The organism is Massilia sp. (assembly GCF_046293535.1).
In the GTDB taxonomy this organism is placed as follows: domain Bacteria; phylum Pseudomonadota; class Gammaproteobacteria; order Burkholderiales; family Burkholderiaceae_D; genus Telluria.
In genome coordinates, this window is record NZ_JBKBOV010000006.1 from 116,717 (window position 1) to 138,346 (window position 21,630).

Genomic DNA, 21,630 nt, shown 5'->3' on the forward strand with positions numbered 1-21,630 from the left:
CAAGCATGATCGGCCTTACAATGTTTCTATCTAAAAAACAGGCACCCGACGATCCATGGCCCATATCCATCCTGCCGGCTGGCGCGAGATGTCCGTCACCGGGTCCGCCGCGCGTGAAATCGAAACCCTGACGCTCCTCGAGAAGCGGCTCTCGGACACGCCCTACGAGATCTACCACGGGGTCCACTGGACCAACGTCGAGCACGGCTTCTCGGCCTATGGCGACATCGACTTCATCATCGTCGCGCCCAACGGCAGGCTGCTGCTGATCGAGCAGATCGCCGGCTTCCTGAACGAGAGCAAGGACGGCCTGGTCAAGAACTACCAGGGCAAGCCGCGCAAGATCCGCCACCAGATCCTGCACACCATCGAAGGCTTCGCCAAGCGCTACCAGGGCGAGCTGTCGATCGACTACCTGCTGTACTGCCCCGACTACATCGTGAAGGACCCGCAGCAGGCCGGCATCGATCCCAGCCACATCATCGACGCCACCACCAAGGGCCGCCTGGGCGCCAAGATCCGCGAGATCCTGCCGCTCACCGGCCGCACCGAAGACTTCGACCGGGTCACCCGCTACCTGGGCGACACCCTGAGCCTGCGCCCCGACCCGAGCTCGATGATCGGCTGCGCCACCAGCATGGTCACGCGCCTGTCGGGGGGCCTGGCCACCTGGGCGCGCCGGCTCGAGTTCTCCCCGTTCCGCCTGCGCGTGGTGGGCACCGCCGGCAGCGGCAAGACCCAGCTGGCGCTGGCCGAATACACCGCCGCGATCGATGCCGGCCTGCGCCCGCTCTACGTCTGCTTCAACCGCCCGCTGGCCGACCACATCGAGCGGCTGGTCCCGAGCGGCGGACGGGTCGCCAACTTCCACGAGCTGTGCGACGCCTGGCTGCGCGCCCAGGGCAAGACGCCCGACTACGGCGCGCCCACCGTATGGGCGGAAATCGAGGGTTCGCTGGTGGAGGCGGACCTGCCCGAGACCTGGCAGTACGACGTGCTCATCGTCGACGAGGGCCAGGATTTCTCGATCGCCTGGCGCGACATCGTGCTGCGCATGCTCAGGGAGGGCGGCCGCGCCATCTGGCTGGAAGACCCGGACCAGAACCTGTACGGCAAGGAGATGGTGCCGCTGCCGGGCTGGGTGGTGCTGCACTCGAACACCAACTACCGCAGCCCGCGCGAGGTGGTGCAGATGCTGGGGTCGATCGGCGCCGTCAGCCAGCCGGTGGAGGCGGGCAGCCCCTTCAAGGGCGCCGACATCGAGGAGCTCACCTACCCGGAAGGCGACACCGAAGCGATGCTGTCGCAGACCCGGCGCGCCGTGACCTCGTGCCTGGCCGCGGGCTTCGGGCGCCAGGACATCGCGATCTGCTCCTTCCGCGGGCGGGAGCGCTCAAGCATCCTCAAGCTCGATAAACTGAGCGACGCACACACGCTGCGCTCCTTCACCGGCGCCTACGACCTGTTCGGCAACCCGGTATTCCGCGAGGGCGGGCTGCTGGCGGAATCGGTGTACCGCTTCAAGGGCCAGTCGGCGCCGGCGCTGATCTTCACCGAGATCGACTTCGAGGAGATGGACGCACTCACGCTGCGAAAACTGTTCGTCGGCATGACGCGCGCGCGCCTGAAGCTGGTGCTGGTGATGAGCGAGCGTGCCTCGGTGCAGTTCCTTGATCGCATGAGCGGAGGCACGCCGGACGCTTGATTCATGCGGACGGCATGCACATTCGTCGCGTGCCGGCGCAGGCGCCGTGCTAGCATTTTGCTCATCGAATCCTGGAGAAGACGATGAAGCAACCGGCGGTGGCACAGACTGCGCGCATGCGCGTGAAGGTATTCGGCGCATCGGCACTGATGCTCTTGCTGGCCGCCTGCGGCGACCATCCGCCGAAAGACAAGGACGATGACGAGCAGCCGCCCGCGCAGGCCGCCATCAGCATCGTCGCCGGCAGCGCCACGGAATCCGGCAGTACCAACGCCAGCGGCGCCGCGGCGCGTTTCGACAACCCCACCGGCATCGCCGTCGACGCCGCCGGCAACCTGTACGTGGCCGACACCGGCAACGACGCCATCCGCAAGATCACCCCGGCCGGCGCCGTCACCACCCTGGCCGGCGCCCCGGGCACCAGCCAGTATGTCGACGGCCCCGGCGACCGCGCGCGCTTCCTCCAGCCGCTGGCGCTGGCGATCGACAGCAGCGGCACCCTGTTCGTCACGGACGAGATGCGCATCCGCAGCGTGAGCAGCGCGGGCCAGGTGGCGACGGTGGCAACGATCCCGGTGGGCAGCAACGTCGACTCGCGCAGCTTGCAGGCGCTCGTGCCAAGAGCAATTGCAGCCGATGCGCGCGGACACCTGCTGGTGACGAACGGCCTGAGCACGCGGCGGATCGTGGCCGGGGCAACCGGCATGCTGGAAGGTGCCGAGGTGGCCGAGGACCTGTGGGGCACGCGCATTGCCGACGCACGCGGCGTGACGACCGACAGCAGTAACAACGTCTACGTGTTCGATCTGCAGCGCAGGATCAGCCGCACGTTCAATCCCACCACCGTCAACGCGAACGTCCTGAATCCGCTGGCCGGCGCGCCAAATGCGAGCGGCGCGGCCAACGGCACCGGGGCTGCGGCGACATTCGAACAAGTGGTGGCGCTGACGGTCGACCCGCAAGGCAACGTCTACGCGGCCGACGCGGTCAACAACCTGGTGCGGAGAATCACGCCGGAAGGCGTGGTGAGCACGGTCGCCGGCACCGCGCGCAACGGCACGCTGCAGACGGGAAGCCTGCCGGGCAGCCTGGCACCGATCCGGGGCATCGCCAACGACGGCAAGGGCAACCTGTACCTGACCTCGGGCAACGCCGTCATCAAGATCAGGCTGCCATAAGGAGCGCCGCCGCTGGGCGGCGCCGACAAGCCTCAGCGGCCGATGGCCGCGGTGGCCACGCCCTGCGCCACGCTGTTCTTGCTGGTGGTGGTGGTGAGGGCGAACAGCGGCTTGCGCGGCGACTTGTCCGTGCTCCACTCATAGGCGACAGTGCTCTTGACGCCGTCCGGCCCCTTTTCCGAGGTATTGCGCTTGCGCTCGCTGTGGAAAGGCTCGGGCGCCTTGCCCACCGCTTTTTCGAACATCGCCTGGACGGTCGCTGCCGGCACCGTCTTGGCATACAGCGCGCACAGGTTTTTGTCGTCATGGACGACCATGATGAACTGGCCGTGCTGGCTCGGCACCGACCAGGCATTGCCCTTGGCGCCCTGCAGGAACACGGCCGCCGCTTCGGCAGGCAGCTTGGGGAAGTTCGAGAGCTGCTTGCGCAGGCCGTCGAAGTCGTGCAGGTACTTCAGGCAGTGCGTGGAATAGATATTCATGAAGGCCGCGGCCTGCTGTTCAGGCGCGGCGATGGCGATTGAAGAAAGCAAGGTACCTCCGAGGATGATGGCGGCTTTGGGAAGAAGTCGCATTTGGTCGTGCTCCGGCTGATATTTGATACGTCTTACTATAGCAACTCAGCCCTGAAATGCCGGGTTGCCTCAGGCAAACGTACGCGAGGAGGAGGGCATGGCACGCGCCGCCACGAAGCAGGATGTGCCGCTGGAATAGATCCTCCCTTACCTGGAGCCGGGACTGATCGTGCTGGTCGGCTCCAGCTGGGGGAAGGGTAGTCAGCCGGTGCTCGAAGCAGCCCCTGAACAATTTTTGCCAAGTGAAAATTCCTTTCATTGAATCAATATTCGTTGGTAGGATCACGGGATGAACGCATCCCTTTCCTATGGAGTGACGCCTCCACGCATCCGTCGCCGCCAAACCATTGCCCTGGTGCTGCTGGTGGTCACAGGCGTCATCAACTACCTCGACCGCGCCACGCTCGCCGTCGCCAACGAATTCATCCGTGCCGATCTCGGTCTCTCGCTCGGCCAAATGGGCCTGCTCTTGTCGGCCTTCTCCTGGAGCTATGCGCTGTGCCAGCTGCCAGTCGGTGCATTGGTCGACAAGATCGGCCCGCGCTGGCTGCTCGGTGCCGGCCTGGTGGTATGGTCGCTGGCGCAGGCCGCAGGCGGCCTTGTCTCGACCTTCGGTTGGTTCGTGCTCGCGCGCGTCGTGCTCGGTATCGGCGAGGCGCCGCAATTCCCTGCCGCGGCACGTGTCGTAAGCAATTGGTTTCCCATCCGTGCACGCGGTACACCGACGGGTATCTATAACTCGGCATCCCCCTTGGGCTTTGCGCTCGCGCCCTTGTGCCTGTCACCCCTGATTGCCGCCACCAGTTGGCATTGGGCATTCTTCGTCACCGGCGCACTCGGCATCGTGGCGGCGGTGGTGTGGGTGATGCTGTATCGCGACCCGGTACGCGAGGAGATGACCAAGGAGGAGCTGGCCTATCTCGATGAAGGACAGACGGTCGAACAGGCGCCGAAGGCGGGCTTCGCGTCCTGGCGCGCGCTGTTCAGGCACCGTGCCACCTGGGGCATGCTGCTCGGCTTCTTCGGCTCGGTTTACCTGAACTGGGTCTACCTCACCTGGCTGCCGGGCTACCTGCGTGCGGAGCGCAACATGGACGTCGCCTACGTTGGCGTGGCGGCTACCATTCCCTTCCTGTGCGGCTTCGCCGGCGCCCTGACGGCTGGCTGGGCCTCCGACCAGATTACCAAGCGCGCGGCATCGGTCATTTCGGGCCGCCGCACGGCGGTCGTCATGGCCATGCTGGGCATGGTGGCGTTCACGATTCCAGCGGCGCTGGTCGAGAGCAATACTGTCGCCATCGCCTGTATCTCGGTGGTGATCTTCCTCGCCAATGCCGCCTCGGCCTGCTCCTGGTCGCTGGTCACGGTCGTGGCGCCACGCAGCCGTATTGCATCCCTGGGGGCGATCCAGAACTTTGGCGGCTTCGTCGGTGGCGCGCTGGCGCCGATCTTCACCGGCTACATCGCGCAGGCCTGGTCCTTCGTGCCGGCCTTGCTGACCGGCGCCGGCATTGCCTTCCTGAGCGCGATGGCGTACCAGTTTCTGGTTGTACGACCGATTCCAGAGCAGGACTGAGCGTCGAAGCGCGATTAGACGTCAAACATACCGGTTTTGACATGACATGCTGCTCCCGCGTGGCTGTGTTCTAACGCAACATGTTCAGTACAAGACTCAACTCTAATAGTTTGTCTTGTGCGCAGGAGCCAGCATGTCTAATAACCAAAGAGTTGGGTTAAGAGCTAGGGATACGCCAACAGAGAACTTGGAGCCCAGTGGTCGTAACTGGGTTTCTCAGTATCGTGGATCTGAAAAGCTTGAAGATTTGCGCCTGCCATTTCGTGGCTATGTCGAAGCATTCGTTAGTGCCCTGCATGCCGCCGGCGCAACAGTAATTATCAACGCGACCTATCGCCCCCCGAAGCGTGCGTATTTGATGCATTGATCGTGGAAGATCAACAGGAATCGCATCTCCCCGAGAGACGTCCCTGCAATGGATGGAGTGCCCATATCGTGGGAGCACTACGATGCGGATGGAGAGTACTCGGACGCCCGCTCCGTTGCAGCGGCGCGCGATATGGTCCGTGGATTCGAAATGCAGAGGTTGGGTGTCGCCCCGTCGCTCAGGTCGCGCCACACCGTCGGATGCGGCATTGACATGACCATCGGCTGGTCAGGAGACCTTCTGATACGCGACGCATACGGAGAACTTGTGGAGATCGACAGGCTGCCACGTACAGGCATGAACCATCAGCTGCATCGCGTAGGTGCAAGCTATGGCGTCATCAAATATAACCGTAATGGTCGCGACGATCCGCATTGGTCGGACACGGGAGCATAGAGATGCGTGTGATAACGAAAGCGGTACTTGTCGCTTTTTGCTTCAGTTTTGGTTCGGTGGTCGCAGCAGAAGCCAAGCTTCCTCCAGATGTCGCCAAGTATGTCGAGCAGCGTGACGGCTGTGAGCACTTCCGGGGGGAGATTCCAGATCCACCGGACAAGCGGCGCATGAGGGAAGTAGAGCGTGAAATACGGAAGCTCTGCACTGGGACGGACAAGAAGCTTGCGCAGTTGAAGCGGAAGTATGCGAAGAATCAGACAGTGATGAAGCGTCTAGAGGAGTACGAGGAAAACATCGAGTAGATCGTACTGGTGGAGCATGCAAATAAAAACGGCCTCACGAAGAGGCCGTTCAGTTTGAAACGCAGCGCGCTTAGACGTCGATATTCCCCGCCTGCAGCGCATTGGACTCAATGAAATTACGACGCGGCTCCACCTCATCCCCCATCAGCGTGGTAAAGATCTGGTCCGCCGCAATCGCATCCTCGATCTGTACCTTCAGCAGGCGGCGCACGGTCGGATCCATCGTGGTTTCCCACAGCTGCTCCGGATTCATCTCGCCCAGGCCCTTGTAGCGCTGCTTGGTCACGCCGCGTTCCGCCTCGTCGCGCAGCCACAGCATGGCTTCGTGGAAGCCGCGCACCGCGAATTCCTTCATCTTCTCGCCTTCGCCGCGGCGGATGATGGCGCCTTCGCCGATCAGGCCCTGGAAGGTGGCGGCGGCGTTGGCCAGCACGGCGTAGTCGTTGCTCTGCACGAAGTCGGCGTCGATCGAGGTCACCTGCACGTTACCGTGGCGCATGCGCTCGATGCGCAGCGCGTGCTTCTCGGACAACTCGTCCGAACGCACGACCACCTTCACGGCGGGCTCGTTGATCGCCGTTTCCATCGCCCTGGCCGAGGCTTCCGCCTTCTCCAGCGTGCTCATGTCCAGCGTCACGCCGGCCGTGATCGCGGTCAGCGCCGCGCGGTCGATCACGCGGGTCAGGCGCATCATGATGGCGTTCGACAGGTTGTACTGGCGCACCAGCTCGGCCAGCGCCTCGCCGTTGATCGGATCGGCGCCTTCGCGCGGAATCAGGGAGGCGGTGTTCAGCGCAAAGCTCATCATGTAGCTCGCTTCCTCGACGTCGTCCTTCAGGTAGCGCTCGTCGCGGCCGGCCTTCACCTTGTACAGCGGCGGCTGGGCAATGTAGATGTGGCCGCGCTCCACCAATTGCGGCATTTGGCGGTAGAACAGGGTCAGCAGCAGGGTGCGGATGTGGGCGCCGTCGACGTCCGCGTCGGTCATGATGATGATGCGGTGGTAGCGCAGCTTGTCGACGTTGAATTCGTCCGGACCGATCGAGGTGCCCAGGGTCGCGATCAGGGTGGTGATCTGCTCCGACGACAGCATCTTCTCGAAGCGCGCCTTTTCCACGTTCAGCACCTTGCCGCGCAGCGGCAGGATGGCCTGGAACTTGCGGTCGCGGCCCTGCTTGGCGGAGCCGCCTGCCGAGTCACCCTCGACGATGTACAGCTCGGCCAGCGCCGGGTCGCGTTCCTGGCAGTCGGCCAGTTTGGACGATAAGCCCAGCCCGTCCATCACGCCCTTGCGGCGGGTCAGGTCGCGCGCCTTGCGCGCCGCTTCGCGGGCCCTGGCCGCTTCCACGATCTTGCCGCAGATGATCTTGGCGTCGTTCGGCTTCTCCATCAGGAAGTCGGTCAAGGTCTTGGCCACGATCTCTTCGACCGGACCGCGCACTTCCGACGACACCAGTTTATCTTTGGTCTGCGACGAGAACTTCGGCTCCGGGACCTTCACCGACAGCACGCAGGTCAGGCCTTCGCGCATGTCGTCACCCGAGATCTCGACCTTGGCCTTCTTGGCCAGCTCGTTCTCTTCGATGTACTTGTTGATCACGCGCGTCATCGCCGCGCGCAGGCCGGTCAGGTGGGTGCCGCCGTCGCGCTGCGGGATGTTGTTGGTGAAGCACAGCACCTGCTCGTTGTACGAATCGTTCCACTGCATCGACACGTCCACTGCGATGTTGGTGCCGTTGTCCGAGAGGCGCTCGCCGGTCGCCTGGAACACGGTCGGGTGCAGGACGGTCTTGGCCTTGTTGATGTACTCCACGAAGCCGCGGGTGCCGCCCTCGAAGGCGAACACTTCTTCCTTGCCGGTGCGGTGGTCGGAGAGCTTGATGTTGACGCCGTTGTTCAGGAACGAGAGCTCGCGGATGCGCTTGCTCAGGATCTCGTAGTGGAACTCGACGGTGGTGAAGATGGTCTCGTCGGCCCAGAAGTGCACCTCGGTACCGCGCTTGTCGGTGTCGCCCAGGATTTTCATCGGCGAGACTTCCACGCCGTCGACGGTTTCGATGATGCGGTCGACCGGGACGCCGCGCGAGAATTCCAGCTGGTGGACCTTGCCTTTTTGACGCACGGTCACGCGCAGCAGCTTCGAGAGCGCGTTCACGCACGAGACGCCGACGCCGTGCAGGCCGCCCGACACCTTGTACGAGTTCTGGTTGAACTTGCCGCCGGCGTGCAGCTCGGTCAGGGCGATCTCGGTCGCCGAGCGCTTCGGCTCGTGCTTGTCGTCCATCTTGACGCCGGTCGGGATGCCGCGGCCGTTGTCGGTGATCGAGATCGAGTTGTCCGAGTGGATGGTGACGTGGATCTCGGTGCAGTAGCCGGCCAGGGCTTCGTCGATCGAGTTGTCGAGCACCTCGAACACCAGGTGGTGCAGGCCGGTGCCGTCCGAGGTGTCGCCAATGTACATGCCCGGGCGCTTGCGCACCGCTTCCAGGCCTTCCAGGATCTGGATCGAGGACGCGCCGTATTCGTCCGCCTTGGCGGCGGGAGTCATTTCTGGTTGGGTATTCTCGGACATGGACTGCTTTCTAATAAAACGGGTGATTCAGGGGCTGCTGGTCGCCAGCTTGCTTCAAGCTTGACCTGCAAGCCCTGAACCGTCATCCCGGCGCAGGCCGGGAGCCAAGTTTGCGTGAACGCTTGGGTTCCGGCCTGCGCCGGAACGACGGGTTGAGGCTATTCCTATCTCGGTCGTTTCGGCCTGCTTGCTGATTAAATCCGCATCGGCATGACGACGTACTTGAAGTCGCCATTGTCGGGAATCGAGATCAGCGCCGACGAGTTCGAATCGCCCAGCGCGATGTTCACCTGGTCGCACTTCAGGTTGTTCAGCACGTCGAGCAGGTAGGTCACGTTGAAACCGATGTCGATGGTGTCGCCGCCGTAGTCGATCTCGAGTTCTTCGACCGCTTCTTCCTGGTCGGCGTTGGTCGAGCTGATCTTCATGACGCCCGGCTCGATGATGCAGCGTACGCCCTTGAACTTGTCGCTGGTCATGATCGCGGCGCGCTGCAGCGAACGCAGCAGCTCTTCGCGGCCGATCGTGAAGTCGTTCTTGTAACCCTTCGGGATCACGCGCGTGTAGTCGGGGAATTTGCCCTCGACCAGCTTCGAGACCAGTTCGATGTCGGCGAAGGTCAGCTTGACCTGCGAGGCGGCGATGTCGAGGCGCACCTCTTCGTCGCTTTCTTCCAGCAGGCGCTGCAGTTCGATAATGGTCTTGCGCGGGATGATCACTTCCTGGCGTTCGAAGGACTGCTCGGAAGCCACCTGGCAGAAGGCCAGGCGGTGGCCGTCGGTCGCCACGGCGATGATATTGTTACCGTCCAGCACCAGCAGCAGGCCGTTCAGGTAGTAGCGGATGTCCTGCTGGGCCATCGCGAAGTGCACCATGTTGAACAGGTGCTTCAGCGTCTTTTGCGGCAGGGTGACGCTGGCGTTGTAGCTGTCTGCCACCGAGACGGTCGGGAATTCTTCCGCGGCCAGGGTCTGCAGGGCGAAGCGCGACTTGCCGCTCTGGACGGCCAGGCGCTTGTTCTGCAGGGTCATGGTGACGTCGCCCGACTCCGGCAGGGCGCGCAGGATGTCCAGCAGCTTGCGCGCCGCCACCGTGGTGCCGGTCACGTCGTCGCCCGAGCCGATGTTGGCGAGCGTGGTGATCTGGACTTCGGTGTCGGTCGAGAGGAACGAGACGCTTTCGCCGTCCTTGCGGATGAGGATATTGGCCAGAATCGGCATAGTGTGCCGACGCTCGACAATACCGCTCACGATCTGCAGTGGCCGGAGAAGCGTGTCTCGGGTGGTTTTGACCAGTTGCATAGATATCCTCAGTTAAGTATTAATTATTTATTGCTCTAACACTATTTTGCCAATTGCCCGTGGCAAACACAACGTAGGGTGGACGGCTTCGCCGTCCGCGCGTTCGAGCAGTGCCTGAACAACCAATGCGCGTCAATTCACCAGAGAGTTGAACGCGCGGACGTTCGTAATTCCTCGCACTGCTCGCAATTACCCCGTCCACCCTACAAAATCAACCCTTCAGCGTCTGCTCCAGCACGTGCAGCTCGTGGTTGCACTCGGCATTCTTCTGGCGGTCCTGGGCGATCTTGCGCACCGCGTGCAGCACGGTGGTGTGGTCGCGGCCGCCGAACAGCTCGCCGATCTCCGGCAGGCTCTTTTGCGTCAGTTCCTTGGCCAGGTACATGGCGATCTGGCGCGGGCGGGCGATGTTCGCCGGACGGCGCTTGGAATACATGTCCGCCACCTTGATGTTGAAGAAGTCCGCCACCGTCTTCTGGATGTTCTCCACCGAGATCTGGCGGTTCTGCACCGACAGCAGATCCTTGAGGGCTTCCTTCACCACGTCGATGGTGATGTCCTTGCCGTGGAAGCGCGAGTAGGCCAGGATCTTGCGCAGCGCGCCTTCCAGCTCGCGCACGTTCGAGCGCAGGTGCTTGGCCACGAAGAAGGCGACGTCGTCCGACAGGGTCACGTTCTCGGACTGCGCTTTTTTCAGCAGGATCGCCACGCGCATTTCCAGCTCGGGCGGCTCGATCGCCACCGTCAGGCCGGAGTCGAAGCGCGAGATCAGGCGGTCGTCCATGCCGGTGATCTCCTTCGGATAGGTATCCGAGGTGATGATGATCTGCTTCTTGGCCGCGATCAGGGCCTCGAACGCATAGAAGAACTCTTCCTGCGTGCGGCTTTTCCCACCGAAGAACTGGATATCGTCGATGAGCAGCATGTCGAGCGAGTGGTAATAGTGCTTGAAGTCGTCGAAGCCTTTTCTCTGGTAGGCGGTGACGACGTCGCGCACGTACTGCTCGGCGTGGATATAGCGGATGCGCGCATTCGGGTTGTCGGCCATGACCTGGTTGCCGATCGCGTGGATCAGGTGGGTCTTACCGAGGCCCACGCCGCCGTAGAAGAACAGCGGGTTGTACGACACGCCCGGGTTGTTGGCGACCTGGATCGCGGCGGCGCGCGCCAACTGGTTGGCCTTACCGGTGACGAAGCTCTCGAAGGTCAGGTCGGTGTTGATGCGGCTCTGCTCGCGCTTGGGCGAGTTGGCGATGTTCACGTTGCCCTGGATCGGCGCTTCCGGCTGGCGCGGCGCATCGAAGTTGGTGGCGGCCGCGGCCGCCGTCGCCGCGGGACCCGCCGGCTTCTTGGCCGGGTTGTTCTTCGGGTCGAGCACGAACTGCACTTCCACCGGCGCTTCCCAGTACTGGCAGGCGAGTTCGGTGATGCGCGTCGCGAACTGGGTCTTGACCCAGTCGAGCTTGAACCGGTTCGGCGCGGCCATGCGCAGCTTGCCGTCCTCGTAATCCAGGACGACCAGCGGTTTGATCCACGCACTGTATTGCTGCGGCGTCAGCTCGAGTTCCAGCTGCGCGGAACAGGTCTGCCAAAAGTTTTCCATACTTCGCTAATTGATACGTAACACGCTATTTTACCTGTCTCGGCCGAAGTTATCCACAGGTTGGGCCCACTATTTTCAACCGAAGGTGCGCTTTTCACAGCAGCGCCGGCGCCGCGCCGCGGGCGCACGCCAGCTCATCAGGATACAACAGCTTCCTTGACAGCTGGACTGGAAATCATGTCTAATTCAGGGTTCCCCGTCCGTGCGCCATATCAAGCTGACAATTCAGCAGGCGGCCGCCCGGGCGAAACGAGTATCTGCTGTGGCGTGACGCTGGCTTAACCATCTGCGAACTGTCATTGGCGACGAATCCTGACGCGACGTCAGACCCGATTTTGCACTTACTTTTGCTTTAAGCGAGACCACCATGAAACGTACTTACCAACCTTCCGTCGTCCGTCGCAAGCGCACGCACGGCTTCCGCGCACGTATGGCTACCCGTGGTGGCCGTCAAGTCCTGAACGCACGCCGCGCCAAGGGCCGCAAGCGTCTGGCTGTCTAAGTTTTTCTTAGACCAGATCGACGCGGTCGGTGATGACAGGCGAAGGTTCGCACGACTTCGCGCGCGTTCGGCGTATCGTTAAAACGGATGAGTTTTCATCCGTTTTTCGTTTGCGCCCGGCGCAAAAATCCGCGCATTTCGTGCTCTACACCCGACCCAACAACCTGCCGCATGCGCGGCTGGGCGTCGTTGCGGCCAAGCGTTTCGCGCCGCGCGCCGTGACCCGCAATACGATCAAGCGCGTCACGCGCGAGCTGTTCCGCACCAGCCAGCTGCAGCCCTTCGACTGCATCGTGCGCCTGTCGCGCCCGGTGAACGGCAAGGACGGACCGGCCACCACGCGCGCCCTGAAGGCCGAGCTGCGCGCCGAGCTCACCCGCCTGTTCGCCTCCCAGCGCCCGCGTCGTCCGGCGCCGCCCCCGACACCATGAAGACGCTGCTGGTCTGGTTCCTGCGCGGCTACCAGCTGCTGCTGTCCCCGCTGCTCGGGCAGAAGTGCCGTTTTTACCCGACCTGCTCCAATTACGCGATCGAAGCGCTGCGCGTGCACGGCGCCGCCCGCGGCTCGCTGCTGGCCGCGCGCCGCGTGTGCCGCTGCCACCCATGGCATCCGGGCGGCGTCGACTTCGTGCCGCCGGCGCGCGAGGGCAAGGACCAGCAATCTCCACCAGCCGCTCGCGGTTGTAACCACTCCTGACTAGACTCCAATGGAACTCAATAAACGTACCGTCCTGTGGATCGTGTTCGCCATTTCCCTGATTGTTCTCTGGAACAACTGGATGGTGGCCAACGGTAAACAGTCGCTGTTCTCGCCGGCGCCGCCAGCGCAGGTGGCGCAGCAGCAAACCAAGCCGAGCGACGTGCCGGCCGCCGCCCAGCCGGGCGCCGCCGCCGTGCCGGGCACACCGGGCGCACCCGGCGCCGCTCCCGCCGCAGCTGCTGCTCCGGCGACCCAGCGCATCACCATCACCACCGACGTGGTGAAGGCCGACATCGACACCCTCGGCGGCGTCATCAAGCGCCTCGAGCTGCTCAAGTTCGCCGACGAGATCGACAAGACCAAGAACAAGGTGCTGTTCAACGTGAGCGGCAACAACGTCTACCTCGGCCAGACCGGCCTGGTCGGCTCGACCCCGGCCGGCGTGATGCCGAACCACGCGACCCCGTTCGTGGCCCGTCCGCTCACGCGCGGCGCCGACGGCACCGTGCAGCTGGTGATGGACGCGGAGCAGGGCGGCGTGCGCCTGACCAAGACCTTCACTTTCCGTAAAGGCGACTACGTCATCGGCATCCGCCACGACGTCACCAACCTGACCGCCGCACCGGTAGCGCCGTCGCTGTACCTGCAGCTGCAGCACGACGGCAACCCGCCGCCGAGCGATTCCTGGTTCATGCCGAGCTACACCGGCCCGACCCTGTACACCGCCGAAGACAAGTACCAGAAGCTGACCTTCGAAGACATCGAGAAGGGCAAGGCCGAGCACTCGACCAAGGCCAACAACGGCTGGATCGCGATCTCGCAGCACTTCTTCGTCTCGGCCTTCATCCCGGCTGACAAGGTGCCGCGCGAGATCTTCACCAAGAAGATCGCGACCAACCTGTACGCCATCGGCACCATCCAGCCGCTGGGCACCGTGGCGCCGGGCGCGACCGTGTCGAACGACACCCGCCTGTACTCGGGCCCGCAGGACGAGCAGACCCTGGAAACCATCGCCCCTGGCCTGGAACTGGTCAAGGACTACGGCATGCTGACCATCATCGCCAAGCCGATTTTCTGGGTGATGACCCATCTGCACTCGCTGCTGGGCAACTGGGGCTGGACCATCGTCGCGCTGACCGTCCTGATCAAGCTGCTGTTCTTCCCGCTGTCGGCGGCCGGCTACCGCAGCATGGCCAAGATGCGCGTGGTGACGCCGAAGATGCAGGCGATCCGCGAGCGCTACAAGAACGACCCGCAGAAGATGCAGCAGGCCACCCTGGAGCTGTACAAGACCGAGAAGATCAACCCGCTGGGCGGCTGCCTGCCGATCCTGGTGCAGATGCCGGTGTTCTTCGCCCTGTACTGGGTGCTGCAGGCATCGGTCGAGATGCGCGGCGCGCCGTGGATCCTGTGGATCGACGACCTGACCCGCCCGGACCCGTACTTCATCCTGCCGGTCATCTACGCGGTGTCGATGTACATCACCACCAAGCTGAACCCGCAGCCGACCGATCCGGTGCAGGCGAAGATGATGCTGTTCATGCCGCTGGCGTTCTCGGTGGTGTTCTTCTTCTTCCCGTCGGGACTGGTGCTGTACTGGGTGGTCAACAACATCCTGTCGATCGCGCAGCAGTGGGTGATCACCAAGAAGTTCGAGACCGGCGCGGCGAAGTAAGCGCTGTTCTTCGGATCACGGAAGCCCGCGCTTGCGCGGGCTTTTTCGTTTCTTGGCTGTGCACCGGAATTGGATCCCGGCCTTCGCCGGGATGACGTTGACGGGCAGCGGACCAAGGGTGCCGTTAGCACTCGCTGCTTGAAGACCGTCGTTCCCGCGCAGGCGGGAACCCAATTCCGTAAGCACATCACTCCGCCTCCTTGCACCACATCCCTTACAATCCCCCCATGAAACTCGACACCTCCCCCATCGCCGCCATCGCCACCGCCCCGGGGCGCGGCGGCATCGGCGTCGTGCGCGCCTCCGGCAAGTCGCTCGCCAAGCTGATCGACGCCCTGTTCCCCGGCGTGAAGCTCAGCCCCCGCCACGCCACCTACATTCCCTTCAAGGCCGCCAATGGCGACGTGATCGACGAAGGCCTGGCCCTGTACTTCAAGGGCCCGCATTCCTATACCGGCGAAGACGTGCTCGAACTGCAGGGCCACGGCGGCCCGGTGGTGCTGCAGATGCTGCTCGCCCGGGTGCTGGAAGCGGGCGCCGGAGACGGACTGCGCCTGGCCGAACCGGGCGAATTCACGCGCCGCGCCTTCCTGAACGACAAGCTCGACCTGGCCCAGGCCGAGGCGGTGGCCGACCTGATCGACGCCTCCACCGAAGCGGCGGCGAAGTCGGCCTTGCAGTCGCTGTCCGGCGCTTTCTCCCAGGTGGTGCACCAGCTGGTCGACCAGACCATCAATTTGCGCATGCTGGTCGAGGCCACGCTGGACTTCCCGGAAGAAGAGATCGACTTCCTGGAAAAATCGAACGCGCGCGGCCAGCTGGCCGGCATCGTCGAGGCGCTGGAGAACGTGTTCCGCCAGGCGGCCCAGGGAGCACTGCTGCGCGAAGGCCTCAACGTGGTGCTGGTGGGCCAGCCGAACGTCGGCAAATCCTCGCTGCTGAACGCCCTGGCCGGCGCCGAGGTGGCGATCGTCACCCCGATCGCCGGCACCACGCGCGACAAGGTCACCGAGACCATCCAGATCGAAGGCATCCCGCTCAACATCATCGACACCGCCGGCATCCGCACGGACGAAGGTATCGACGTCGTGGAACGCATCGGCATCGAGCGCACCTGGGGCGAAGTCGGCAAGGCCGACGTGATCCTGCACCTGCTGGACGCCAATCTGGGCCCGAGCGCGGAGGATGAAAAGATCGTGGCCGCCTTCCCGCAGGGCGTGCCGGTGGTACGCATCTGGAACAAGATCGACCTGTCCGGCCACAAGCCCTCGATGGACATGTCGCCCGACGCCACCCACCTGTACCTGTCGGCGCACGAGAAGCTGGGGATCGACCTGCTGCGCGCCGAGCTGCTGCGCATCGCCGGCTGGCAGCAGACCGGCGAGTCGCTGTACCTGGCGCGCGAGCGCCACCTGATCGCGCTGCGCGCCGCCCGCGAGCACCTTGAGCTGGCGCGCCAGCACGCGATGCAGGACGACCAGTCGCTCGACCTGTTCGCCGAAGAGCTGCGCCTGGCCCAGGACCAGCTCTCCAGCATCACGGGGCAGTTCACGCCGGACGACCTACTGGGCGTGATCTTCAGCCGTTTTTGTATTGGAAAATGAGCGGCAAATAAAAAAGCGCCGCGGCCGGAGCCGCAGCGCTTTTCTGCCTTACCGGACCGCGGTCAGTTGGCGGCCACGGTGACCGGCTTCGAGGTCTGCGCCGCCGGCAGCGGATCGGTGGCGTCGACTTCCACCAGGGTCATGCCGCGTACCGTCGTGCCCTGCAGGTAGCGGATCGCGCCCAGGTAGTTCTTGCCCGCTTCCAGGTCCGACCAGCTGGTGCTCACGGTGCCGGTGCCGCCGGTGTAGACGATCGCCGGACCCGATGCCTTGAAGTTGCCGCCGGTGTCGGAGGTAGAGACCACCCACGAATTGAGCACGTAGGTCGAGCTGCCGTTGCGCGGAGCGTAGCCCACCACGCACACGCGGTAGGTGCCGGCCGCCGGCGAGTTCAGGGTCACGGTCTCGTTCGAGCTGACCTGGCCGCTGTTGCCGACCACGGTGCCGGCGCTGTTCAGCACGATCAGGTCGAGGTCGTCGACGCCGCCGCCCTGGTAGCCGCTGGTGTCGACGTCACGGGTGGTGAAGCGCGCCACCAGGGTGTTGGCCGGCACCGTGACGGTGGTGACCTTCACGCCGGCGCTGTTGCCCGCCGCGCATTCGGCGAGGCCGCCGTCGGCCTTGTTGGCCTGGCCGACGGTCTGCGTGCTGCGCAGCGCCGGCTTGAGGCCGCCCTTCTGGACCGTCAGCGGGCCGGTGTAGCCGGTGCCGATGGTGATCGACTGGGCGCCGTTGACGGCTTCGCTGCTGATCGCGCCGCGCACCGCCAGCGCGCTGGCACGTGCGGTCAGCGGGCTGCGCACGACGCGCTTGCCGTCGCTCCAGGTCAGCGAACCGTAGGACCAGGCGCCGATCGGCGCGGTCTTGTTGGTCAGGGTGACCGTGAAGCTGGCCTTGGCGCCCGGCGCCAGCGTCAGCGTGGACGGCGACACCGCCACCTCGTAGCCGTCCAGCGTGGTGCTGGCGGTGTAGGTCGCGGTCGCGTCGCCGACGTTGGTCACGGTGCGGCTCAGGGTCAGCCTGCCCAGCACGTCCGACGCGGTCAGCGACGGCAGGTTCAGGTTGTAGGGCTGGATCGAGCCGAAGTTGACGCAGTTGGCGCTGTTGGCGGCCAGCTTGCCGATGCCGCACAGGTAGCGGATCCAGTCGATCGCGTTGCTGTCGTACACCAGGCCCGGATCGGCGGCCAGGTTCGGCGCGGTGTGGCCGGCGCCCTGTGCCCATGGCAGCAGGCCGTTGCTCATGCCTGCCACGCCGTCGTTCTGGGTGCTGTAGGCGGTGGTCATCAGGGCCGACTTGATGGCGGCTGGCGACCAGCTCGGGCGCAACTGGCGCAGCAGCGCGCCCATGCCGGCCACGTGCGGGCTGGACATCGAAGTGCCCTGCAGCGACTGCCACATCAGGCCGCCCGGGGTGACGTTGTTGGCGATGTCGTCGCGCAGCGCCTGGTTGCCGGGTGCGGAGACGGCGGCCAGGATGTCGACGCCAGGCGCGGTCAGGTCCGGCTTGAGCACGTTCGGATCGCCCTTGTTCGGGCCGCGCGAGGAGAAGCTCGCCATGCGCGGCGCCGGGGTCGGGCCGGCCATGGTCCTCGAGGTGGCGATCGATGCGGCGGCCTCGGGACGGGTGGAGAGCCAGCTGCGGATCGCATTGCCGTCGGCCAGCGAGACGTGGATCGCCGGCAGCACGTGCGGGTCGGCCACCAGGGCGGTGCCGGTATCGGTCAGGATCATGCCGGCGCCGCCGGCTTCCTTCACGGCCGCGCCCTTGTCGACACGGGCGGTGTTGCCGCGTGCGCAGATCACGATCTTGCCCGCCACGACCGATGGGTCGAGTGCGGCGGCCGCGGTCGTGGCGCCGAGGGTGTTGAAGCTCGGATTGGCGCGGTCGGCCGCGGTGTAGCACAGGCGGCGCGCCTGCTTGTCGGCGGCGCTCAGTTGGGCGTAGGGCGTGATGCCGGCGTCTTCCGCCAGGATCATCGGCGTGTTCGGCAGCGCGGTCGCGTTGTACGACTGGCCCTGGTAGGTGGCGCCGCCGGCCAGCGTGACCGAATTGACGCTGATACGGTTATGGGTCGACGCGGCGACCGTGGTCACCCACGGGCTGAGGTGGGCCACGGCGTTGCCCGGGCCCGAGTTGCCGGCCGAGGTGGCCACGAACACGCCCGCGCTGGCGGCATTGAAGAAGGCCACTTCGACCGGGTCCATGACGTCGGTCTGCGAGCCGCTGATCGAGAAGTTGATCACGTCGACGCCGTCCGCGACCGCCTGGTTGATGGCGGCCACCGAGTCCGAACCGTAGCAGCCGTTGCGGGTGCCGCTGAGGTCCGGGTTGGTCGGATCCAGGTAGGTCCAGCAGACCTTGTAGGAGGCGATGCGCGCCTTCGGGGCGATGCCCGAGAAGTCTCCCATGCTGCTGCCGTTGCTGGCGCGGGTCGGCACCATGGCGTTGCCGCCGGCGGTCGACGAGGTGTGGGTGCCGTGGCCGCCCTTGTTGGCCAGGTCGGGGCCGTTCATCGAGTCGCGCGGCGACACGAAATCGCTGTAGTGGGTGGTCTTGCGCTGCGACTTGTAGGTGGTGTCGAAGTAGCGCGCGCCGATCAGCTTGTTGTTGCAGTTGTTGAGCGTGAAGCCTTCGCCGGTCTGGCAGATGCCCTTCCAGTCGCCCGGCACGGACGAATAGGCCAGGGTGCCGGAGACGTCGAAGGTCGGGCGGCCGTCGCCGTCGACGCGGTCGGCATAGGCCAGGTTCTCGGGCCAGATGCCGCCGTCGACCACGCCGATGATCACGTCCTCGCCGGCGGCGCCCTTGCCGCCGAGCTTGTCCCACAGGCCGGTGCCCGGTTGGGTCAGGCCGAGGAAGACCGGAGTGTAGTTGGTCTCGAGATGGCGCTCTTCGTCCACCGAGATGTGGGCGACGGCGCTGTTCTTCTTCAGGTCGCGCACTTCGCTGTCGGTCAGCATGGCGGCGAAGCCGTTGAAGGCGACCGAATAGGTGTGCAGGATCTCGGCGTTGGCGACCGTGGCCTGCACGCTCGCCTGCTTCTGTTCGAGGTAGCTGATGTAGTTCTGGACGTCGGCGGCGTTGACGTTGAGCTTACCGCTGACCGGCTTGGTGGCCGGCAGGCCGGCGATGCCGCCTTCATAGGAGGCGGCCGGCTTGTCGGCCAGCTGCACGATGTAGGGGCGGCGGACTTCCTGTGCCTGCGCGGCGGAGAAGGAAAGGCTGGCGGCCAGGGCCAGCACGGCCAGGGAGACTGGACGGAGTTTCATGTGTTCGGATCCTTGTGGGATGAATGCGGGCGGAGTCTTGGCTGCTTACTTGGCGCGGCGGCGTGCCGTCAGCGCCATGCCGAGTGCGCCCAGCATCAGCAGGGCCGGCAAGGCCGGTTCCGGTACGTCGACCATCAGGTTGTCGATCGCGAACTGCGCCAGGTTCATGGCGGGGGCGTCGATCGAGTTGAAGCAGGCGCCGCTGCCGTCATACACGCAGGCGCTGAGCGTCAGGCTGTTCAGGAAGGCGCTCGAGAAGCTCGCGTCCAGGGTCCAGTTCTTGAACATGAAGTCGCCGCCGGCGTTCTGGCCGGCGAAATCCATGGCGGTCGTGACAGTGCCGCCGTTGACCAGGTAGCCGGTCAGGCGCAGCTGGCCCCAGATGCCGTCGTCCAGGTTGGGCAGCGGCGCCAGGAAGCCGAAATCGAGACCGGAAATGCGGAATTGCGGCAGTTCGGTGTTGACGACCGTGACCGCGCCATCGTTCAGCCCCACGTAGAAATTGCTGGCGTTGCCGGCCGGGCAGGGCGTGTCGCCACAACCCTGGGCGCCGTTGTACACGCCACCGGCCGTGCCGCTGAAGCCGAAGAACTGGGCGATCGGACCGTCTTCGGCCGTGAAACGGTAGCCGCGCGAGACGATCGACTGGTTGCCGTCGATGGTGGTCAGTTGCAGGTCTTCGAAATCGATCGTACGGGCGAGTGCGGCAGGGCTGGAAATGGCGGCGCCCAGCAGGGCGGCAGCAATGGTCGTCTTCAGAAAAGTGCGGTTCCGTTTCATGTGGTTTCCCATCGGTTTTATACGAGCAGAGGCGCTAGATCCTCTACGCTGTTATTGTTCCCCCCGGATATTTCCGAGTTGTAAATAAATATAGCAACGGAAATAACTTATGTAAAAATAATTTCAACAAAGAAAAAATGCTTATATGTACGTTCATGCAAATATTATTTGCATTTCCCTATGAAAATAGAAAAGCGGAAGACTCAACAAAAATCGAAAATTTTTTTGTGGGAGGAGGCGAGTCATGGCAGTCTTGCCACAGCCGGGCATGATTTTTCGCACAGGGGGCGGCAGCCACGCACCGGTGTGCCGTCAGGTCATGTCCGGCGCTGCCGTGTTAGCCTGCGGGAATCCACATACCAAGAGCGTCCTCATGTCACCTGAATTCACTCTGCACCGCAGGCGTGCATGCAGCCTTGCCTTGCTGGGGCTGGCCGGGCTGCTGGCCGGTTGCGCCAGCCTGACCGGCCCGCGCACGGTCGACATTCCCCTGCACAAGCTGCAGGCCGGCCTGGAGCGCCGCTTCCCGCTCAGCCACCCCCTGATGGGCCTGTTCGACGTGCGCCTGCAGCGCCCGGCCCTGTCGCTCCAGCCGGAAGCCGACCGGGTGGCGCTGCGGCTGGACGCCTCGGTCTCGCCGCCCTTCGCGCGCGATACCTGGAGCGGCAGCCTGGCCTTCTCGGGCCGTCTCTACGTCGATCCCGGCCGCCCCGCCGTGATGATGGCCGAACCGCGCGTGGACCGGGTGGCGATCGGCGCCACTCCCGAGGCCGAGCGCCAGATCGCGCGCATCGCCAGCTCCCTCATCGATACCGTCGTGCGCGACACCCCGGTCTATACCTTCGATGCGCAGGACCTGCGCTATGCCGGCGTGCAGTTCATTCCGACCCGGATCGAAACCACACGTTCTGGGCTACGCGTCACGCTCGAACCCGCGAACCGCCGCTAAGTCGCATGCTCGCCACGCACATATATGCGTGCGTGCAAAGACTTAGCAATACGTTATTATTTTTGCGCGCACACGCGCCTGTCCGTAAAGGGTGTTGTTCGCATGCCTAATCGGCACGCGAGGATTGCAGAGCCAGTCCAATCGGCGCACACTGGACGGATTGAATGGCACTGAACTGCCGTGGCGCGACCGCGTTGCGGTCCGCGCTTGAGGTTTCTCATGGGCACGATGTTCCGCTGAAGTAATCTTGCTGGACTTCAGTCTGTCGTGTAGGGGGTGGATCTTGGAAACGACACAGGAAAGTTTTCCGGACAATGGGCTGGCTGCCGAGCCAGTGCTGACTGCGGTCGCCGTCGGTACCCCAGGGATGCCGTCGCGAGCGAGCCTGCCTGCGAAAGGATCGTGCTGGTACTGCGAGAAGCCGCTCGACAGCGTACGCCGTTTCTGCGGCAAGAGCTGTGCCGCTTCCTTCGACGAGGAAGCGGAGTTCACACGCTAGTACTCGACAAGAAATAAATGTGATTTTTGGCGAACAGAACCGGAGGTGCGGCTCGCCGATGCGATGCAAGCCGG

17 protein-coding genes are annotated in these 21,630 nt (G+C 64.3%); 11 read left to right on the forward strand and 6 right to left on the reverse strand.

Features of this window, described 5'->3' with window-relative positions; translation table 11 throughout:
• Positions 1-55: 55 nt before the first annotated feature.
• The gene (locus ACK4S9_RS05485; protein WP_409722563.1) at positions 56-1,705 is read left to right on the forward strand and encodes an ATP-binding domain-containing protein; all 1,650 of its coding nucleotides are present in this window, start codon (positions 56-58) and stop codon (positions 1,703-1,705) included.
• Between the two features lie 83 nt (positions 1,706-1,788).
• Positions 1,789-2,883: a hypothetical protein gene (locus ACK4S9_RS05490; protein WP_409722565.1), complete on the forward strand. Its 1,095-nt coding sequence runs from the start codon at positions 1,789-1,791 to the stop codon at positions 2,881-2,883.
• A 32-nt stretch (positions 2,884-2,915) separates the two neighbouring features.
• On the opposite strand, the gene ACK4S9_RS05495 is transcribed toward ACK4S9_RS05490, so the two are convergent.
• Complete coding sequence (locus ACK4S9_RS05495) at positions 2,916-3,416, reverse strand: NMCC_0638 family (lipo)protein (protein ID WP_409722568.1); 501 nt, start codon at positions 3,414-3,416, stop codon at positions 2,916-2,918.
• A gap of 331 nt (positions 3,417-3,747) precedes the next feature.
• Here ACK4S9_RS05495 and ACK4S9_RS05500 point away from each other — a divergent pair, with 331 nt between their 5' ends.
• The 3 genes from ACK4S9_RS05500 to ACK4S9_RS05510 all read left to right on the forward strand — a co-directional run bounded on the left by ACK4S9_RS05500 (position 3,748) and on the right by ACK4S9_RS05510 (position 6,099).
• On the forward strand, positions 3,748-5,034 hold the full coding sequence (locus tag ACK4S9_RS05500; RefSeq protein ID WP_409722571.1) for an MFS transporter: 1,287 nt from the start codon (positions 3,748-3,750) through the stop codon (positions 5,032-5,034).
• Positions 5,035-5,167: 133 nt separating this feature from the next.
• Positions 5,168-5,401 (forward strand): hypothetical protein, encoded by a 234-nt coding sequence (locus ACK4S9_RS05505; RefSeq protein WP_409722574.1) that lies wholly within the window; start codon positions 5,168-5,170, stop codon positions 5,399-5,401.
• A gap of 398 nt (positions 5,402-5,799) precedes the next feature.
• Entirely contained in the window at positions 5,800-6,099 is a 300-nt protein-coding gene (locus ACK4S9_RS05510; protein ID WP_409722576.1) for a hypothetical protein, read from the forward strand.
• A 70-nt stretch (positions 6,100-6,169) separates the two neighbouring features.
• Here ACK4S9_RS05510 and gyrB read toward each other — a convergent pair whose 3' ends face one another.
• The 3 genes from gyrB to dnaA all read right to left on the reverse strand — a co-directional run bounded on the left by gyrB (position 6,170) and on the right by dnaA (position 11,575).
• Positions 6,170-8,671 (reverse strand): DNA topoisomerase (ATP-hydrolyzing) subunit B, encoded by a 2,502-nt coding sequence (gene gyrB / locus ACK4S9_RS05515; RefSeq protein WP_409722579.1) that lies wholly within the window; start codon positions 8,669-8,671, stop codon positions 6,170-6,172.
• Between the two features lie 194 nt (positions 8,672-8,865).
• Positions 8,866-9,972: a DNA polymerase III subunit beta gene (dnaN, locus tag ACK4S9_RS05520; protein ID WP_409722582.1), complete on the reverse strand. Its 1,107-nt coding sequence runs from the start codon at positions 9,970-9,972 to the stop codon at positions 8,866-8,868.
• Positions 9,973-10,183: 211 nt separating this feature from the next.
• Positions 10,184-11,575: a chromosomal replication initiator protein DnaA gene (dnaA, locus tag ACK4S9_RS05525; protein ID WP_409722584.1), complete on the reverse strand. Its 1,392-nt coding sequence runs from the start codon at positions 11,573-11,575 to the stop codon at positions 10,184-10,186.
• Positions 11,576-11,942: 367 nt separating this feature from the next.
• Here dnaA and rpmH point away from each other — a divergent pair, with 367 nt between their 5' ends.
• The 5 genes from rpmH (at position 11,943) to mnmE (ending at position 16,056) form a co-directional block, all read left to right on the forward strand.
• Positions 11,943-12,077, forward strand: coding sequence for a 50S ribosomal protein L34 (gene rpmH, locus ACK4S9_RS05530; protein WP_040378179.1), 135 nt, complete (start codon positions 11,943-11,945; stop codon positions 12,075-12,077).
• 32 nt (positions 12,078-12,109) lie between these two features.
• Entirely contained in the window at positions 12,110-12,508 is a 399-nt protein-coding gene (gene rnpA, locus ACK4S9_RS05535) for a ribonuclease P protein component (protein WP_409722588.1), read from the forward strand.
• Positions 12,505-12,774, forward strand: coding sequence for a membrane protein insertion efficiency factor YidD (gene yidD / locus ACK4S9_RS05540; RefSeq protein WP_409722590.1), 270 nt, complete (start codon positions 12,505-12,507; stop codon positions 12,772-12,774). The genes rnpA and yidD overlap by 4 nt, the downstream gene beginning before the upstream one ends.
• 10 nt (positions 12,775-12,784) lie before the next feature.
• The gene (yidC, locus tag ACK4S9_RS05545) at positions 12,785-14,452 is read left to right on the forward strand and encodes a membrane protein insertase YidC (RefSeq protein ID WP_409722593.1); all 1,668 of its coding nucleotides are present in this window, start codon (positions 12,785-12,787) and stop codon (positions 14,450-14,452) included.
• A gap of 227 nt (positions 14,453-14,679) precedes the next feature.
• Entirely contained in the window at positions 14,680-16,056 is a 1,377-nt protein-coding gene (gene mnmE, locus ACK4S9_RS05550) for a tRNA uridine-5-carboxymethylaminomethyl(34) synthesis GTPase MnmE (protein WP_409722594.1), read from the forward strand.
• 62 nt (positions 16,057-16,118) lie between these two features.
• Here the strand turns inward: mnmE and ACK4S9_RS05555 are convergent, their stop codons facing one another.
• Together ACK4S9_RS05555 and ACK4S9_RS05560 are read right to left on the reverse strand one after the other, a co-directional pair.
• Entirely contained in the window at positions 16,119-19,328 is a 3,210-nt protein-coding gene (locus ACK4S9_RS05555) for a S8 family serine peptidase (RefSeq protein ID WP_409722597.1), read from the reverse strand.
• Between the two features lie 45 nt (positions 19,329-19,373).
• Positions 19,374-20,108: an NF038120 family PEP-CTERM protein gene (locus tag ACK4S9_RS05560; protein WP_409722600.1), complete on the reverse strand. Its 735-nt coding sequence runs from the start codon at positions 20,106-20,108 to the stop codon at positions 19,374-19,376.
• Between the two features lie 373 nt (positions 20,109-20,481).
• Here ACK4S9_RS05560 and ACK4S9_RS05565 point away from each other — a divergent pair, with 373 nt between their 5' ends.
• A complete protein-coding gene (locus ACK4S9_RS05565; RefSeq protein ID WP_409722603.1) occupies positions 20,482-21,057 on the forward strand; it encodes a DUF1439 domain-containing protein in 576 nt (191 codons plus the stop codon).
• Positions 21,058-21,630 lie beyond the last annotated feature (573 nt).

What these genes read in the sequence shown, in the direction of transcription:
- ACK4S9_RS05485 (WP_409722563.1), top strand. Translation starts at nt 56, where the DNA reads ATGGCCCATATCCATCCTGCCGGCTGGCGCGAGATGTCCGTCACCGGG.
- ACK4S9_RS05490 (WP_409722565.1), top strand. Translation starts at nt 1,789, where the DNA reads ATGAAGCAACCGGCGGTGGCACAGACTGCGCGCATGCGCGTGAAGGTA.
- ACK4S9_RS05500 (WP_409722571.1), top strand. Translation starts at nt 3,748, where the DNA reads ATGAACGCATCCCTTTCCTATGGAGTGACGCCTCCACGCATCCGTCGC.
- ACK4S9_RS05505 (WP_409722574.1), top strand. Translation starts at nt 5,168, where the DNA reads ATGTCTAATAACCAAAGAGTTGGGTTAAGAGCTAGGGATACGCCAACA.
- ACK4S9_RS05510 (WP_409722576.1), top strand. Translation starts at nt 5,800, where the DNA reads ATGCGTGTGATAACGAAAGCGGTACTTGTCGCTTTTTGCTTCAGTTTT.
- gyrB (WP_409722579.1), bottom strand. Translation starts at nt 8,671, where the DNA reads ATGTCCGAGAATACCCAACCAGAAATGACTCCCGCCGCCAAGGCGGAC.
- dnaN (WP_409722582.1), bottom strand. Translation starts at nt 9,972, where the DNA reads ATGCAACTGGTCAAAACCACCCGAGACACGCTTCTCCGGCCACTGCAG.
- dnaA (WP_409722584.1), bottom strand. Translation starts at nt 11,575, where the DNA reads ATGGAAAACTTTTGGCAGACCTGTTCCGCGCAGCTGGAACTCGAGCTG.
- rpmH (WP_040378179.1), top strand. Translation starts at nt 11,943, where the DNA reads ATGAAACGTACTTACCAACCTTCCGTCGTCCGTCGCAAGCGCACGCAC.
- rnpA (WP_409722588.1), top strand. Translation starts at nt 12,110, where the DNA reads ATGACAGGCGAAGGTTCGCACGACTTCGCGCGCGTTCGGCGTATCGTT.
- yidD (WP_409722590.1), top strand. Translation starts at nt 12,505, where the DNA reads ATGAAGACGCTGCTGGTCTGGTTCCTGCGCGGCTACCAGCTGCTGCTG.
- yidC (WP_409722593.1), top strand. Translation starts at nt 12,785, where the DNA reads ATGGAACTCAATAAACGTACCGTCCTGTGGATCGTGTTCGCCATTTCC.
- mnmE (WP_409722594.1), top strand. Translation starts at nt 14,680, where the DNA reads ATGAAACTCGACACCTCCCCCATCGCCGCCATCGCCACCGCCCCGGGG.
- ACK4S9_RS05555 (WP_409722597.1), bottom strand. Translation starts at nt 19,328, where the DNA reads ATGAAACTCCGTCCAGTCTCCCTGGCCGTGCTGGCCCTGGCCGCCAGC.
- ACK4S9_RS05560 (WP_409722600.1), bottom strand. Translation starts at nt 20,108, where the DNA reads ATGAAACGGAACCGCACTTTTCTGAAGACGACCATTGCTGCCGCCCTG.
- ACK4S9_RS05565 (WP_409722603.1), top strand. Translation starts at nt 20,482, where the DNA reads ATGTCACCTGAATTCACTCTGCACCGCAGGCGTGCATGCAGCCTTGCC.